The organism is Vogesella sp. AC12 (assembly GCF_024437575.1).
GTDB classification, from domain to species: domain Bacteria; phylum Pseudomonadota; class Gammaproteobacteria; order Burkholderiales; family Chromobacteriaceae; genus Vogesella; species Vogesella indigofera.
Genome location: NZ_JANFNU010000003.1, coordinates 311,119 through 326,833 on the forward strand (window position 1 = coordinate 311,119; position 15,715 = coordinate 326,833).

Genomic DNA, 15,715 nt, shown 5'->3' on the forward strand with positions numbered 1-15,715 from the left:
CTTAACATTGCGCACGCGGCTGCGAGATCCAATCCTTAGATCGAGCATTTATAACCATCTGGCTGGTGCTTCATATGAAAACCCCACTTCTGGTGCTAACCATTGTCGCTACCGGCCTGCTGGCCAGCACGGCCCAGGCAGCGCCGGCGCTGCGCATCGGCGTCGCCGATTCCGACTCCGCCCCGATCGTGGTACTGGCCGGCAGCCAGCTGGTCGGGGGGCTGTCGAAGGAGCTGGGTGAAGAGCTGGGGCGCACGCTGAAGGCACCGGTGGAGTTCATCGTGGTGTCGCGCAAGCGGGTGGAGATGTCGATCGACAACGGCAGCATCGACATCGTGTGCAACACCAATCCGGCGTGGTATGTCGGCGCCTCGCGCGTCGGCTGGACGCGCGAGTTCTACCCGCAGATCGAACGGGTGATGTCGCTGAAACCGCACCCGCGCACCATCGACAGCGTCGACGAGCTGGCCGGCCAGCGCATCGGCGTCATCGGCGGCTACCACTACACCACGGTGGAGCCGCTGTGGCAGGGCCAGCGCGCCACCCGCGTCAACCAGCCACGGCTGCCGCTGCTGATGCGCGCGCTGCAGACCGGCATGGTCGACGTGGTGATCAATTCCGAGCTGGAGATGAGCGCCTGGGCGCGCGCCAATCCGGCGCAGGCGGCCAACCTGCGGCTACATCCGCTGGTGGTGTCGGTGATGCCGACGCGCTGCGCGGTGTCACCGGGCAGCCGCTACAGCGAGAGCCGGCTCGACCAGGCCATCGGCGAGATGGAACAAAACGGCAGCATCCGGCGTATCCTTGACCGCTATGAATGGAAAAACCGCTAAACGTTGGCCGCAACGGCTGGCCGGCGCACTGTGCCTGCTGGCCGTGACCCTGCCTGCCACCGCCGACGACCACACCCTCACCGTCGGCGTCACCGAGAACGACGCCGCGCCGTCGATGATCTTTTCCTACAGCCCGCAGCCACAGCTGGACGGCGGGCTGTGGAAGGACCTGCTGGACAGCATCGCCCACCAGCTCGGTCTGCGCGTGCAGTACCTGCCGCTGGCGCGCAAGCGCATGGACAGCTACCTGCAGGGCGGCCAGATCGACATGGTGTGCAACACCAACCCGGCGTGGTGGGAGGCGCCGGAACGCTTCCACTGGTCGCTGCCGCTGTCCGAGCAGGTGGAACGCTTCGTGTCGCCGCTGACGCTGCACGAACGCATCACCTCGCTGAGCCAGCTCAATGGCCGCCGCATCGGCACCGTGATCGGCTACCACTACCCGGCGCTGGCGCACGCCTTTGCCCACGGCGCGCAGCGCATCGACCAGCAGCAGGGCAACCTGCAGCTGCGCGCCGCCGCCAGCGGCGTGGTCGATGTCGCGGTGGTCGACGAGCTGAGCTTTGCCTGGTGGCTGAAAAACAACCTGCGCGAGGCGCACCAGGTACAGCTGCAGCCGCTGGTGCTGTCGCGCATGCCACTCAGCTGCGCGCTGTCGCGCCGCTCGCACCTGGCGCCGGCCAGCCTCAACCACGCGATCCGCACCCTGCAGCAGCAGGGCGTGCTGGCCGCCCGCCTCAAGCCCTACCAGGTGCCATGAGCCAGCGTTACCTGTACCTGCACGGCTTCCAGTCCGGCCCGCAATCGCTGAAGGCGCGCGAGACCGCCGCCTGGCTGCAGCAGCACCCGGCCGCCGGCCAGCTGCTGTGTCCGCAGCTGTCGCCGTATCCGGCGCAGGCGATGCAGCAGCTGCAGTTGCTGATCGCGCAGCAGCAGCCGACGGCGCTGATCGGCAGCTCGCTGGGTGGTTTTTACGCCACCGCGCTCGCCGAGCAACACCGGCTGCCGGCGGTACTGATCAACCCGGCGATCTGGCCGGAACGCGAGCTGCAGCATTTCCTCGGCCCACTGCACAACCCGTACACCGGCGAGCACTACCGCCTCGGCCGCGAGCACATGCAGCAGCTGGTGGCGATACGGCCAGCGCGGCTGACCCCGGCGCGCTACTACCTGCTGCTGGGCACGGCCGACGCGGTGCTGGACTGGCGCGAGGCGGTGCGCCACTACGCCGGCGCCCGCCAGCTGGTACGCAACGGCGACGACCACCGCCTGCAGGCGTGGCCGCAGCTGCTGCCTGGCGTCGCGCGCTTTGTCGACGACTACTACCGCCGCCTGGCGTCGGCCGCCGGCTAAGAGCGTGTACCCGATCTCGCGCACTCACGCGAGGCAAGGCGAAAACGGAGGGGCGCGGCGTTTAGCTGGAAATAAACCCGCAGCCGAAGCCGTTTTCAACGCGGTACGCCCCATCGGGATCCCCCATCAGGATTAAGTGCAGCAGATCGTGCACAGGCTCTGGCGAACACTGTGTTCCCCCGCGCCACGCGCGCTTTGCGGCACACTGCCGCTGTTACCGACCCCACGCTCCGGAGGCCCCATGAACCTGACCATCCGCCTGTCGCACTGCGGCGGCCCCGATGTCCTGCGCGCCGAACAGGCCGCCATCCCCGCACCGGCCGCCGGTGAAGTGCTGCTGCGCCACACCGCCATCGGCGTCAACTTCATCGACACCTACTACCGCAGCGGGCTGTATCCGCTGCCGCTGCCGTCCGGGCTGGGCTCCGAGGCCGCCGGCGTGGTGGCGGCGGTCGGTGACGGCGTCAGTCACCTGCAGGTCGGCGACCGCGTCGCCTACGCCGGTGGCGCACAGGGCGCCTACAGCCAGTACCGCACGCTGCCGGCGGCGCTGCTGGTGAAGCTGCCGGACGACATCGCCGACGACACCGCTGCCTGCGTGATGCTGCAGGGCATGACCGTGGAGTACCTGATCCGCCGCACCTACGCGGTGGAAGCCGGCCAGACCGTGCTGTGGCACGCCGCCGCCGGCGGCGTCGGCCAGATCGCGGTGCAGTGGCTCAGCTCGCTGGGCGTCAACGTGATCGGCACCGTCGGCAGCGCCGACAAGGCCGCCATCGCGCTGCGGCTGGGCTGCAAGCAGGTGATCAACTACCGCGAGGAAGACGTGGTGGCGCGGGTGCGCGAGCTGACCGGCGGCCGCGGCGTGCCGGTGGTGTACGACTCGGTGGGCAAGGACACCTTCGAGATGTCGCTGGACAGCCTCGCGCCGCGCGGCATGCTGGTCAGCTTCGGCAACGCCTCCGGCGCGGTGCCGCCGTTCGCGCCGCTGCTGCTGTCGCAGAAGGGCTCGCTGTTCTTCACCCGCCCCAAGCTGGGCGACTACGTGGCCACCCGCGCCGAGCTGGAAACCAGCGCCGAGGCACTGTTCGAACGCATCCGCGCCGGCGCGGTGAAGGTGCAGCCGTCGGCGCGCTACGCGCTGGCCGACGCGGCGCAGGCACACGCCGACCTGGAAGCGCGGCGCACCACCGGCTCCCTCATCCTGCTGCCCTGAGAACCTGTTCACGATCTGCTGCGCTTCGTGAAACGTTACACGGTGAGTACGGCTTCGGCATGCTGGTTTATCTCCAGCTAAACGCCGCGCCCCTCGGTTTTCGCCTTGTCTCGCGTGAGCGCGCAAGATCGTGAACACGTTCTGAGCGCGACGCTTCCGGACGACAAAAAGGTTGGCCGCATCGCTGCGGCCAACCTTTTCCTTGTGTCACTGTCCCAGCCTAGTCGCGCTCGGCGTCCTGCTGCTGACGCCAGCGCTGGTGGCGCGACGGTTTGTCGCGTCGCTCCGGGCGCGGGCCGCGCTCGGCGCCGTCGCCATCCGGCGGCAGGTAGTGCCAGCGGCGCAGCCGTTTCAGCGCCCGCGCCTCTTCCCGCGTCAGCTCGCCGCGCTCCACCGCCTCGCGCAGGCGCAGGTCGCGCAAGCGATGCGGTGGCGCCGCCTCGGCCTGCCACGCGGGCGGGCCGTTGTCGGCGCGCCAGGGCGGGGCCGCCAGCGCGCTGTTGCCGGCCAGCAGCGCCAGCAGGAGCAGGAAAAGGGCTTTCATGGGTGCATTTTATCCTGCACACCGCGCGGCGGCCATGCCGGCAGCAGCGGTGTGCTCAAAGGTCCCCGGATCAGTTGCCTTTGGCGGCAGGCGGGGTCGCCTGCGCACCGCAATGCGCGTCACCGCGATGATGGCGCATCTTGTGGCCACCGTACTGCTTGCCGGCCACCGCTTCCGGCCACGCCTCGCGCTTGGCGGTGCGCTCGTTGTTGGCGATCAAGGCGCGGGTCTTGGCCTGCAGCTGCTCGTGCAGCTTCTGCATCTGCGCGTGCGCGGCGTCGCGTTCCTTCTTCAGCTGGCCCAGCTCGGCATCGGTCAGCGCGCCGGACATCACCGCCTCGTGGTAGGCGCGCATGTTCTGGCGCATTTCCTCGCGCTGCGGCTTGCCGTCGCCACCAAAGGCGAAAGCAGTCAGCGATACGCCGGCCAGCAGGCTGGCGAGCAGGGTCACGGCAACGGTACGTTTGGCATTCATGGTCAGACTCCTCGGTTACGACATCAAAAGGGGATGAGCTGACTGTACGTGGCAGGTTTTGCGCGGGTATTGCCGCGACGGCGGCAAGTGTTAATAGGTGTTAACCACCGCCGCCGCGTTAACGGCTGTTCATATCCGGGCTGACTTGGCGCGGCAGGCGCGTTACGCTTGGCAGATAAAGACTCGGGATGTGACGGATGGAAAACCACAAGATACTGGTCGTCGACGACGATGTGCGCCTGCGCGAGCTGCTGCAGCGCTACCTCGCACAACAGGGCTTCAGCGTCGATACGCTGCCGGACGCGCGCGACCTGGACCGCAAGCTGGCACGCAACCGCCCGGACCTGCTGGTGCTGGACGTGATGATGCCCGGCGACGACGGGCTGGCGGTGGTGCGCCGCCTGCGCGCGCAGGGCGAGCAGATCCCGGTGATCATGCTCACCGCGCGCGGCGAGGACATCGACCGCATCCTCGGCCTGGAAATGGGCGCCGACGACTACCTGGCCAAGCCGTTCAACCCGCGCGAGCTGGCAGCGCGCATCCACGCGGTGCTGCGCCGCCACGCGCAGACGCCGGTGGTGATGGCGCAGCACGACGACGCCGACGAGGTGCTCGGCTTCGGCCGCTGCGAGCTGCACCCGGCGCGGCGCGAGCTGCTGCGCGACGGCCAGCCGGTGGCGCTGACCACCGCCGAGTACGCGGTGCTGCTGGCGCTGGCCAGCCACCCGCGGCGGCCGCTGACGCGCGAACAGCTGATGGAGCTGGCGCTGGGCAAGGGCGGCGGCGAATCGCAGGACCGCAGCATCGACGTGCACATCTCGCGGCTGCGCAAGCTGATCGAGGACGACGGCGCGCCGCGCTACCTGCAGACGGTGTGGGGCTACGGCTACGTGTTCGTGCCGGACGGCAAGGCAAGGGAAGCGACATGAGCCTGGCGCGCTTCGGCGGCACGCTGTTCCTGCGCCTGGCGGCGCTGGTGGTGCTGGCGGTGCTGGCCAGCCAGGTGTTCACGCTGTGGCTGACCGAACAACAGAAAAGCGCGCTGCTGGCGCGGCAGCTGTACGCGCAGGTGCTGGACACGCTGGCCGACTACGAGGAAGCGCTCGACCGGCTGCCGGCGGCGGAGCGCGATGCCTTCCTGCTGCGCAACAACCTGCCCGGCCTGCCGCGGCTGCTGCCGCTGGCCCAGGCGCCGGCGCAGACCTTTCCCGCGCCCGCCGTCGCCAACCCGCTGCAAGAATGGCTGAGCAGCGCCGTCGGCGAGCCGGTCAGCGTGCGCATGAGCCGCGCCGAACGCCGCGAGCTGTGGATCAAGGTGCCGGTGCTGGACAGCCACTACTGGCTGGTGATGCCGCTGCGCCGCTACCTGCCGCCGGCACTGCAGCCGACGCTGCAGGCCGCCGGACTGGTGGCGCTGCTGTCGGTGCTGGCCGCCTTCGCGCTGGCGTGGCGCACCACGCGGCCGCTGAGCCGGCTGGCCAATGCCGCGCGCCATCTCGAAGCCGGGCGCATGCCGCAGGCGGTGCCGGTCAGCGGCCCGCGCGAGGTGCGCGACGTGATCGAGCGCTTCAACACCATGGCGCTGGCACTGGACAAGGCCGCCAGCGAACGGCGGCTGATGCTGGCCGGGCTGTCGCACGACCTGCGCACGCCGCTGACGCGGCTGAAGCTGGCGGTGGAGCTGCAGGACGACCTCGGCGACAAGCCGGGCATGCTCAACGACATCGACGAGCTGTCGCGCATCGTCGGCCAGTTCATCGACTTCGCGCGCAGCGAGGAAACGCGGCCGCTGACGCCGCTGGCGCTGGGCGAGCTGGTCGACAACGTGCTGACCAAGTTCCGCCGCGACGACATGGAGGTCGCCTGGCAGCGCCGCGACGCCACCATCAACGGCGACGCGCTGGCGCTGCAGCGGCTGCTGTCCAACCTGCTGGAAAACGCGCGCCGCTACGGCCGCGCGCCGTTTCGCGTCAGCCTGCAGCCCGCCAGCGGCCACTGCGAGCTGCGCGTGCACGACCACGGCGCCGGCATCGCGCCGGAGTTGCAGCAGGCGGCGCTGACGCCGTTTGAAAGGTTGGCCGCACACCGCGGCAGCGACGGCGGCAGCGGCCTCGGCCTCGCCATCGTCAGCCGCGTGGTGGCGCAGCACGGCGGCAGCCTGCGCTTCGACTACCCGCCGGACGGCGGCTTCGCGGTGGTGATCACACTGCCGACGCTGGCCGACGCCGGCTGAGGCCGCGCGCTGTGCGCAAACAAAAACCGGCCGAAGTGGCCGGTTTTTTCATGGTGCTAACGGAGCGCTTACGACTTGTGCTTGCAGGTGTTGATGCCCAGCATCGCATACGGCGGGCACCAGCCGAACACGCCGGTGGCGACCGGCACCAGCCCCAGCAGCGCCCACGGCGACGCCGGGCCGATGAAGGCGAGGCTGGTGATCGCCAGTCCCACCACGATGCGGATCACGCGTTCGGTATTGCCGATATTCTGTTTCATCGCCCTGCTCCTTGTTGTCGATAATTCATTATATTCATATATAAATTATTTTCCAATATACAAATTGCAAGTCAGTCGCCATCGCGGCGGCCGCAGCGGCCAAGCAGCCACGGCGCCAGCAGCAGCACCAGCATGCCCAGCCCGAGATAACCGCCGGCGCGCGGATCGTAATCCGCCAGCAGCCGCTCAGGCGGGTAACCCAGCAGCGTGCCGAGGCCGAACTCGAACAGCAGCATCAGCAGCAACCACAGCGCACCGGCCTGCAGCTGTTGCGCCGGCGTGCGCAGCCGCAACCAGCGCCGCGTGACCCAGGTAATGAGCAGGATCAGCAGCACACCGCTGACCACCCCCAGCTGCCGCGCCGGCAGCTCGCCCAGCCACGGCACCAGCCACAACTGGCGCAGCACGCCCTGCAGCGTCTCCACGGCCACGATCAGCCCCCACACCGCCAGCACCCGCCGCCAGCGCACGCCGTTTCCTTTTGCCATTCAGCTACGGCGCTGCCAGCCCAGCAGCAACACCCCGGCCAGGATCAGCACGCCGCCGGCCAGCATCGCCGCACTCACCACCTCGCCCAGCCACAGCGCGCCCCACAGCACGCCGAACACCGGCACCAGATAGGTAACGCTGCTGGCGCGGGTGGCGCCCAGCTTCTCGATCAGGCGGTAGAAGATCACGTAGGCAAACGCGGTGCAGGCCAGTGCCAGCAGCAGCACCGCGCCCCACACCGTGGCCGTCGGCGCCTGCGGCGGCCACGTCCACAGCGCCAGCGGCAACAGCAGGATGGCGCCGGAGGCCAGGCTGCCGGTTGCCGTCACCAGCGGCGGCAGCCCCGGCAGCCAGCGCTTGGCCATGTGCCCGGACCAGCCGTAGCAGGCGGTGGCGCCCAGCATCGCCAGCACCGGCAGCGCGCTGTCCAGCCCGAAGGCGGCGCCGCGCCCCAGTGTCAGCACCAGCACCCCGGCCAGCCCCAGCGCCAGCCCGGCGGCGCGTTGCCGCGTCATCGCCTCGCCGGCCAGCGGCATCGCCCACAGCGCGGTCATCAGCGGCGTGGTGGCGTTCAGCACCGACGCCACCCCGGCCGGCAGCGTCAGCGTCGCCCACGCGATCAGGCAGAACGGCAGCGCCGACAAGAACACGCCGACCACGGCGATGGCGCGCCAGTGCTGCCGCCACAGCCCGAAACCGCCCGGCTGCCACCACAACAGTGGCAACAACGCCAGCGTCGCCACGCCGAGGCGCAGCGCGATCAGCGGAAATGGCCCCAGCGCCGGCACCGCCACGCGCATGAACAGGAAGGAACCACCCCACATCGCCGCCAGCAGCAGCAACCACAACCAGTCGCGCGGCTCCGTCATCGCCGCCCCCCCGCCATCAGCCCGTTCATCACCGTCATCACCACGCCCTCGCGAAAATCACAGTGTAGGCAAAGGCGAGCGTCATGACGATCCGATTCTTGCTTTGCAATCCGGACGACGGCGGCTTACGGCCAACCTTGTCGCGGCAAGCGGTCTGGATTTTGGGCCACGGAAGCACACGGAAAGACACGGACAAGGGCAAAAGCGGCTTTGACCACGACACCCGCGAAAAGGCACGAAAGTAAAAACAAGGTTGGCCGCAAGCCCGTTACGGCCTGCGGCCAACCTTTGAGCGTCAGCGGTGCGTCGCCCGGCAAGCCGGCTGACGACACCCTACGCCTAACACGCAGTAGCCAACATTAGTCGCAAGCAAAACCACCACCGGTCAAGCCACCGAGCCGTTAGCCAGCACCGAACCGGCGCACCCGTTCCCGTTGGCGCAAGCCGTGACAACGGCCGCCAGCCCGGGAACAAGCCGCCCTTTTTTGAGCGCAGCGTATGGGCGGCACCGGGATGGCGGTAGTTGTCACGGGGATTCTTGCGCCTTCGGGAAGAGCGGGGATTCAGCAGACCCAAACAAGGTTGGCCGCAAACCTTCTACGGCTTGCGGCCAACCTTGGTCATTCAATCGCGGTAAACGTTGGGCTTCGCAAGCTCAACCCAACCTACCGTACTGAACCGGTAGCCAGCATCGAACCGACGCACCCGTTCCCGTTGGTGCAAGCCGTGACAACTGGTGCCAGCCCGGGAATAAGCCGCCCTCTTTTGAGCGCAGCGTATGGGCGGCGCCGGGATGGCGGCAGTTGTCACGGGAATGCTTGTGCCTCCGGGAAGAGCGGGGATTGAAAAGGGGGATGCGGTATCCCCCTTTCCCGTCCGCCGCGCGGAAGCGGCAAGACAAATAAGCATCCGCGCAGCGGATACAGACCCTCAAAACAAGGTTGGCCGCAAACCTCCTACAGCTTGCGGCCAACCTTGGTCATTCAATTATGGTAAATGTTGAGCTTCGCAAGCTCAGCCCAACCTACCCTGTTTTCCAAGAAAGAATAATCTATTAATTATAAAAATAAAAATCGAGGATGTTATTTCAACAACAAAACCAATAATCGGCAGAATCCAAGTGCCAAACAACATCCACAAGCTCAAAAATATTGCGCCACTCGACTCTCTTCCCCATTTTGGCACATTCAAATACTCAAGCTCATCAACAAATCCGTCTCCATTGAGATCAAATTTATAATATTCATACTCAAAATAAAAATAATAACCAAATGCAAACAAAAGTCCAACCACAAGCAAACCAGCAGAAAAAATCAATATTCTCCGATAAATTTTCACTTCTTGCAGCCTAGGAAAAAAACATCCAAAAGCAACTCTAGTAACAATTAATCCACAAAAAAAATAATAATACGCATAAGGCAAGCCAAAGAAAATACTTAATCCAAATTTTAAGACTTCCATTAAGCACCTCTGCATTTAATAACTAAAAAACTGTCAATCGGCTCTTTAGCTCATTTAACTAACGTCACTTCGAGCTTTTTATATATGAAATATATATGTTTCAATTCATGCAAATGGATATGGATGATCTCCTGCTGATTCGGTCCCAGGTTCATTTTGTTCAACCTAATGCTTCTACCATTCTGATTACATGATGCTAAGTCTAACTTATGATCCAAAATATTCCAAAGGCATTTCGTTGCTCGCCATGACAAAAGGGCAAGCCACTGGCTTGCCCTTTCCTGTTGCCTCTTGCGGCCAACCTCGGCCGCTAACTCACGATCTCAACTCCCCTCCGACAACTGCGCCAGCAGCTCCGCCTGGCGCTCGGCCACCAGCGCGTCGGTCAGTTCGTACAGGTCGCCGTCCATCGCCTGGTCCAGCTTGTACAGGGTGAGGTTGATGCGGTGGTCGGTGATGCGCCCCTGCGGGTAGTTGTAGGTGCGGATGCGTTCGGAGCGGTCGCCGGAGCCGATCAGGCTCTTGCGCTCGGCCGCTTCCTTCTGGTTCTTCTCGCGCAGCTGGATGTCGTAGATGCGCGCCGCCAGCACCTGCATCGCGCTGGCCTTGTTGGCGTGCTGCGAGCGGCCGTCCTGGCATTCGGCGACGATGCCGGTCGGCAGGTGGGTGATCCGCACCGCGGAGTCGGTCTTGTTGATGTGCTGGCCGCCGGCGCCGCTGGCACGATAGGTGTCGATGCGCAGGTCAGCCGGGTTGAGCACCACTTCGGCGATCTCGTCGGCCTCGGCCATCACCGCCACGGTGCAGGCGGAGGTGTGGATGCGGCCCTGGGTTTCGGTGGCCGGCACGCGCTGCACGCGGTGGCCGCCGGATTCGAATTTCAGCTTGGAGTAGGCGCCCTGGCCGACCAGGCGCACGATGACTTCCTTGTAGCCGCCGAGGTCGGATTCGCTGGCGGAGACGATCTCGGCCTGCCAGCGGTTGCGTTCGGCAAAGCGGGTGTACATGCGCAACAGGTCGGCGGCGAACAGCGCCGCTTCGTCGCCGCCGGTGCCGGCGCGGATTTCAAGAAAGATGTTCTTGTCGTCGTTGGGGTCTTTCGGCAGCAGCAGTTTCTGCAGCTCGACATCCAGCGCGGCGAGCCGGTTTTTGGCGTCGCCGATTTCTTCCTGCGCGAATTCCTTCATGTCCGGGTCGTCCAGCAGTTCGCTGGCGGTGGCGATGTCGGCTTCGCACTGGCGGTAGGCGTTGAACGCCTCGACCACCGGGGTCAGTTCGGCGTGTTCGCGGGTGAGCTTGCGGAAGGTGTCCATGTTGGCGGTGGCCTGTTCGGACATCAGCAGTTGCGTGACTTCTTCCAGCCGGTCATCGAGCTGGGCCAGTTTCGCGGCAATCGAGGGTTTCATTACGACTCCGGGTGCAAACGATACAGGCTGGCGATCAGCGCCACCTGTGCGTCGTGCGCCGCGCCGCTGCCGGAAGACAGCGCCTGCGTCGGCGGATGCATCAGTTTGTTGGTCAGTTGTACCGACAGGACTTCCAGCACTTTTTCCGGCGGCGCGCCTTTGGCCAGCTGCTTCATGGCGGCCTCCAGCGCGTTGCGGCGGGTGCGCTCCGCTTCGTCGCGCAGCGCTCGGATCAGCGGCACGCTTTCGCGGCGCTTGAGCCAGTCGGTGAATTCGCCGACGCGGTGGGCGATGATGGTTTCGGCTTCTTCCGCCGCCTGGCTGCGCGCCTGCTGGCCGACTTCGACGATGCCGGCGATGTCGTCGACGGTGTAGAGGTAGACGTCGGACAGCTCGCCGACTTCGGCCTCGATATCGCGCGGTACGGCGAGGTCGAGCATGAAGATCGGGCGGTGGCGGCGGGCCTTGATGGCGCGCTCGACCATACCCTTGCCGATGATGGGCAGCTGACTGGCGGTGGAGCTGACCACCACGTCGTAGTGGTGCAGGTGATCGGGCAGCTCGGCGAGGGTGATGGCGTTGCCGCCGAATTGCGCCGCCAGTGCCTGGCCACGCTCCAGCGTGCGGTTGGCGACGGTGATACAGGCCGGGTTGCGCGCGGCGTAGTGGGTGGCGACCAGTTCGATCATCTCGCCGGCGCCGATGAACAGCACCTTCAGCTCGCCGACCGAGGCGAAGATCTGCTCGGTGAGGCGCACGCCGGCGGCGGCCATCGACACCGAGCTGGCGCCGACCGCGGTCTGGCTGCGCACGTCCTTGGCCACGGCAAAGGTTTTCTGGAACAGGCCGTTGAGCAGGCTGCCCAGCGTGCCGGCGCGTTCGGCGGTGCGCACCGCGTCCTTGATCTGGCCCAGGATCTGCGTTTCGCCCAGCACCATGGAATCCAGCCCGGAGGCGACGCGGAAGGCGTGGCGTGCCGCTTCGGCGGCGTCGAGCTGGTACAGGTAGGGCCGCACTTCGTCCAGGCTCAGGCCGTGGTAGTTGGCCAGCCACGCCAGTGCCGCGTCCGGCTGCTGCGTGGCGCAGTACAGCTCGGTGCGGTTACAAGTGGAGACGATGGTCGCCTCGCGCGCGGCCTGCGAATCCACCAGCTGCGCCAGGGCGCCCGGCAGGGTTTCTGCAGGGAAGGCCAGCCGTTCGCGTATCGCCAGCGGGGCGGTGTGGTGGTTCAGTCCAAAGGCAACCAGGTGCATGAGTGCAAGGAAAAGCCGCAGTGGGAAACGGGCTATTCTAGCCCAAAACCTGCCGCCCGAGGGGCTGGCCGCGTGGCGGCCAGCCCGGCTGCAGGAATGCGCTTGACCTGCATCAGGCGAACAGGTGGCCGGCGTGGAAGCGCAGCTGCGCCTCGATGAAGCTGGCGATGAAGTAGTAGCTGTGGTCGTAGCCGTCGTGGCGGTGCAGTTGCAGCGGGTAGCCGCTGGCGGCGGCGGCGCGTTCCAGCGCTTCCGGCTGCAGCTGCTCGGCGAGGAAACCGTCGGCGAGGCCAATGTCGACCCGGCACGGCAACTGCGCGTCGGCAGCGGCGGCGGCCATCAGCACGCTGGCGTCCCATTCCTGCCACGCGGCGCGGTTATCGCCGAGGTAGGCGCTGAACGCCTTCTGCCCCCACGGCGCGTTGAGCGGGTTGGTGATCGGGCTGAACGCCGATACCGACACGTAGTCCTGCGGCCGCTTCAGCGCGCACACCAACGCGCCGTGGCCACCCATGGAATGGCCGGCGATGGCGCGACGGCCGCTGACCGGGAAGTGCGCGGCGATCAGCGCCGGCAGCTCCTGGCTGACGTAGTCGTACATGCGGTAGTGGCGCATCCACGGCGCCTCGCTGGCGTTGACATAGAAGCCGGCGCCCTGGCCGAGGTCGTAGCCGGCGTCGTCGGCGACGTCGTCACCGCGCGGACTGGTATCCGGCGCCACGATGGCGATGCCCAGCTCGGCGGCGACGCGCAGCGCGCCGGCCTTCTGCATGAAGTTCTCGTCGGTGCAGGTCAGCCCCGACAGCCAGTACAGCACCGGCACCGGCTGGCCGCTGGCGGCCTGCGGCGGCAGGTAGACGGCAAAGCGCATGCGGCAGCCCAGCACCGCCGAATCGTGGCGGTACTGCTTGTGCCAGCCGCCGAAGCTCTTGCTGCTGCTGATCATTTCCAGGTTCATCTGTCGTGTCTCTCCCGGTGGCGGCTGCGGCCAACCTTGGCCGCAGCCCCCGGTGGTTTACTGGCCGTAGTGGATCACCGAGCGGATGCTCTTGCCTTCGTGCATCAGCTCGAAGGCGGTGTTGATGTCCTGCAGTGGCATGGTGTGGGTGATGAAGTCGTCGAGGCGGAATTCGCCTTTCAGATAACGCTCGACGTAGTCCGGCAGCTCGGAGCGGCCACGCACGCCGCCGAAGGCCGAACCGCGCCACACGCGGCCGGTGACCAGCTGGAACGGACGGGTGCTGATTTCCTGGCCGGCACCGGCGACGCCGATGATCACCGATTCGCCCCAGCCCTTGTGGCAGCACTCCAGCGCCGAACGCATCACGTTGACGTTGCCGATGCACTCGAAGGAGAAATCCACGCCGCCGTCGGTCATTTCCACGATCACGTCCTGGATCGGCTTGTCGAAGTTTTTCGGGTTGATCACGTCGGTGGCGCCCAGCTTCTTCGCCAGCTCGAACTTGCTCTCGTTGATGTCGATGCCGATGATGCGGCCGGCGCCGGCCATGCGCGCGCCGATGATGGCCGACAGGCCGATGCCGCCGAGGCCGAAGATGGCGACACTGTCACCGGCCTTGACCTTGGCGGTGTTGACCACCGCGCCCATGCCGGTGGTGACGCCGCAGCCGAGCAGGCACACTTCTTCCAGCGGCGCCGCCGGGTTCACCTTGGCCAGCGAGATCTCCGGCAGCACGGTGTACTCGGAGAAGGTGGAGGTGCCCATGTAGTGGTAGATCGGCTGGCCGTCCTTGCTGCGGAAACGGGTGGTGCCGTCAGGCATCAGGCCCTTGCCCTGGGTGGCGCGGATCTTCTGGCACAGGTTGGTCTTGCCCGACTTGCAGAACTTGCACTCGCCGCATTCCGGCGTGTACAGCGGGATCACGTGGTCGCCGACGGCGACGCTGGTGACGCCTTCACCGACCGATTCCACGATGCCGCCACCCTCGTGGCCGAGGATGCAGGGGAAGATGCCTTCCGGATCTTCGCCGGACAGGGTGAAGGCGTCGGTGTGGCACACGCCGCTGGCGACGATGCGCACGCGCACCTCGCCGGCTTGCGGCGGCATCACTTCGATGTCTTCGATGGACAGTGGCTGGCCGGCGGCCCAGGCCACCGCGGCCTTGCATTGGATGATCTCGCTCACGACGTGCTCCTTGAGTGCGACAGACTAAAGCGGCATTGTATTACCGCTTTTTTCACCGATAATCGCCACTATCGGTAAATGATTTTTTACGAGGAGCAACAATGCTGGCATGGGAAGGGGTGTGCGAGTTCGTCAGCGTGGCCGAGCAGGGCAGCTTTACCCGCGCCGCGCTGGCACTGTCGCTGTCGGTGGCGCAGGTCAGCCGCCAGGTGACGCGACTGGAGACGCGACTGGGCGCGCAGCTGTTGTACCGCACCACCCGCCACGTGACGCTGACCGAGACCGGCCAGCTGTACCTGCAGCACTGCCGCCAGCTGCTGGATTCGCTGGCCGACGCCGAGCGCGCGGTGTCGCAGCATCTGGCGGTGCCGCAGGGCACGCTGAAGCTGACCGCGCCGCTGGCCTACGGCGAGAGCCACATCGCACCGCTGATCACCGCCTTCGGCCAGCAGTACCCGGCGCTGGAGATCAACCTCAATCTCAGCAACCAGCTGCTGGACCTGGTGCACGACGGCTACGACCTGGCGATCCGTATCGGCCACCTCGCCGACTCCTCGCTGATGGCGCGGCGGCTGGCGTCGCGGCGGCAGTTCATCTGCGCCGCCCCCGGCTACCTGGCGCGCCACGGCATCCCCAACAGCCTGTCGGAGTTGGAGCAGCACAACTGCCTGCTCGGCAGCAACGAGGTGTGGCACGTGCAGGAGCAGGGACGCCGCCGCCTGCTGCGCGTGCGCGGCAGCCTGCGCTGCAACAGCGGCCACGCGCTGGTGCACGCCGCGCTGCAGCAGGTCGGCATCGTGCAGCTGCCGGACTACTACGTGGCGCGCCACCTGCAAAGCGGCGCGCTGGTGGCGCTGCTGGGCGCCTACCAGGAGCCGGACGAGGGCATCTGGGCGCTGTACCCGCACAACCGCCAGCTGTCGCCCAAGGTGCGCATGCTGGTCGATTTCCTCGCTTGCGAGCTGCCGCAGCGGCAGCTGCCGTAAGAACGTGTTCACGATCTCGCGCGCTCACGCGAGACAAGGCGACAACGGCTGCGGCGTTTATCCGGATATAAACAAGCATGCCGCAGCCGTACTCACCTCGTAACGTTTCACGAAGCGCAGCAGATCGTGAGCAGGTTCCAAGCGGCGCCGCCCATCGCGGCAACGGCCTGCGGTATCATGGCGGCCAACCT

At 66.4% G+C, this 15,715-nt stretch carries 17 protein-coding genes; 7 read left to right on the plus strand and 10 right to left on the minus strand.

Annotated features, from left to right (window positions below; translation table 11 throughout):
* The first annotated feature begins 74 nt into the window (after window positions 1–74).
* The 4 genes from NOM55_RS07795 to NOM55_RS07810 all read left to right on the plus strand — a co-directional run bounded on the left by NOM55_RS07795 (window position 75) and on the right by NOM55_RS07810 (window position 3,402).
* The gene (locus NOM55_RS07795; RefSeq protein WP_047968479.1) at window positions 75–833 is read left to right on the plus strand and encodes an ABC transporter substrate-binding protein; all 759 of its coding nucleotides are present in this window, start codon (window positions 75–77) and stop codon (window positions 831–833) included.
* Window positions 814–1,593, plus strand: a complete 780-nt coding sequence (locus NOM55_RS07800; RefSeq protein ID WP_255908136.1) for an ABC transporter substrate-binding protein — start codon at window positions 814–816, stop codon at window positions 1,591–1,593. Before NOM55_RS07795 ends, NOM55_RS07800 begins: the two co-directional genes overlap by 20 nt.
* Window positions 1,590–2,186 carry a YqiA/YcfP family alpha/beta fold hydrolase gene (locus tag NOM55_RS07805; RefSeq protein ID WP_255908137.1) on the plus strand — a complete coding sequence of 199 codons (597 nt, stop codon included), beginning with the start codon at window positions 1,590–1,592 and terminating at the stop codon, window positions 2,184–2,186. Before NOM55_RS07800 ends, NOM55_RS07805 begins: the two co-directional genes overlap by 4 nt.
* Window positions 2,187–2,427: 241 nt before the next feature.
* A complete protein-coding gene (locus tag NOM55_RS07810; protein WP_120810349.1) occupies window positions 2,428–3,402 on the plus strand; it encodes a quinone oxidoreductase in 975 nt (324 codons plus the stop codon).
* 220 nt (window positions 3,403–3,622) lie between these two features.
* On the opposite strand, the gene NOM55_RS07815 is transcribed toward NOM55_RS07810, so the two are convergent.
* The gene (locus tag NOM55_RS07815) at window positions 3,623–3,946 is read right to left on the minus strand and encodes a hypothetical protein (RefSeq protein ID WP_120810350.1); all 324 of its coding nucleotides are present in this window, start codon (window positions 3,944–3,946) and stop codon (window positions 3,623–3,625) included.
* A gap of 70 nt (window positions 3,947–4,016) precedes the next feature.
* Window positions 4,017–4,421, minus strand: a complete 405-nt coding sequence (locus NOM55_RS07820) for a hypothetical protein (RefSeq protein ID WP_255908138.1) — start codon at window positions 4,419–4,421, stop codon at window positions 4,017–4,019.
* Between the two features lie 197 nt (window positions 4,422–4,618).
* On the opposite strand from NOM55_RS07820, the gene NOM55_RS07825 reads away from it, so the two are divergent.
* Together NOM55_RS07825 and NOM55_RS07830 are read left to right on the plus strand one after the other, a co-directional pair.
* Complete coding sequence (locus NOM55_RS07825; protein WP_047967754.1) at window positions 4,619–5,350, plus strand: response regulator; 732 nt, start codon at window positions 4,619–4,621, stop codon at window positions 5,348–5,350.
* A complete protein-coding gene (locus NOM55_RS07830) occupies window positions 5,347–6,654 on the plus strand; it encodes an ATP-binding protein (RefSeq protein WP_255908139.1) in 1,308 nt (435 codons plus the stop codon). Before NOM55_RS07825 ends, NOM55_RS07830 begins: the two co-directional genes overlap by 4 nt.
* A gap of 68 nt (window positions 6,655–6,722) precedes the next feature.
* Here the strand turns inward: NOM55_RS07830 and NOM55_RS07835 are convergent, their stop codons facing one another.
* The 8 genes from NOM55_RS07835 to NOM55_RS07870 all read right to left on the minus strand — a co-directional run bounded on the left by NOM55_RS07835 (window position 6,723) and on the right by NOM55_RS07870 (window position 14,529).
* Window positions 6,723–6,914 (minus strand): DUF2892 domain-containing protein, encoded by a 192-nt coding sequence (locus NOM55_RS07835; RefSeq protein ID WP_120810353.1) that lies wholly within the window; start codon window positions 6,912–6,914, stop codon window positions 6,723–6,725.
* A 71-nt stretch (window positions 6,915–6,985) separates the two neighbouring features.
* A complete protein-coding gene (locus NOM55_RS07840) occupies window positions 6,986–7,402 on the minus strand; it encodes a hypothetical protein (protein WP_255908140.1) in 417 nt (138 codons plus the stop codon).
* Window positions 7,403–8,272 carry a DMT family transporter gene (locus tag NOM55_RS07845; protein WP_255908141.1) on the minus strand — a complete coding sequence of 290 codons (870 nt, stop codon included), beginning with the start codon at window positions 8,270–8,272 and terminating at the stop codon, window positions 7,403–7,405. It abuts the gene before it with no gap.
* Between the two features lie 1,014 nt (window positions 8,273–9,286).
* Window positions 9,287–9,733: a hypothetical protein gene (locus NOM55_RS07850; RefSeq protein ID WP_255908142.1), complete on the minus strand. Its 447-nt coding sequence runs from the start codon at window positions 9,731–9,733 to the stop codon at window positions 9,287–9,289.
* A 323-nt stretch (window positions 9,734–10,056) separates the two neighbouring features.
* Complete coding sequence (gene prfA, locus NOM55_RS07855; protein WP_047967750.1) at window positions 10,057–11,139, minus strand: peptide chain release factor 1; 1,083 nt, start codon at window positions 11,137–11,139, stop codon at window positions 10,057–10,059.
* The gene (gene hemA / locus NOM55_RS07860) at window positions 11,139–12,392 is read right to left on the minus strand and encodes a glutamyl-tRNA reductase (RefSeq protein WP_047967749.1); all 1,254 of its coding nucleotides are present in this window, start codon (window positions 12,390–12,392) and stop codon (window positions 11,139–11,141) included. The genes prfA and hemA overlap by 1 nt, the downstream gene beginning before the upstream one ends.
* 112 nt (window positions 12,393–12,504) lie before the next feature.
* Complete coding sequence (gene fghA / locus NOM55_RS07865) at window positions 12,505–13,344, minus strand: S-formylglutathione hydrolase (RefSeq protein ID WP_255908182.1); 840 nt, start codon at window positions 13,342–13,344, stop codon at window positions 12,505–12,507.
* 63 nt (window positions 13,345–13,407) lie between these two features.
* Complete coding sequence (locus NOM55_RS07870) at window positions 13,408–14,529, minus strand: S-(hydroxymethyl)glutathione dehydrogenase/class III alcohol dehydrogenase (protein ID WP_370687868.1); 1,122 nt, start codon at window positions 14,527–14,529, stop codon at window positions 13,408–13,410.
* Between the two features lie 110 nt (window positions 14,530–14,639).
* Between NOM55_RS07870 and NOM55_RS07875 the strand changes: the two genes are divergently transcribed.
* Complete coding sequence (locus tag NOM55_RS07875; protein WP_047967746.1) at window positions 14,640–15,524, plus strand: LysR substrate-binding domain-containing protein; 885 nt, start codon at window positions 14,640–14,642, stop codon at window positions 15,522–15,524.
* Window positions 15,525–15,715 lie beyond the last annotated feature (191 nt).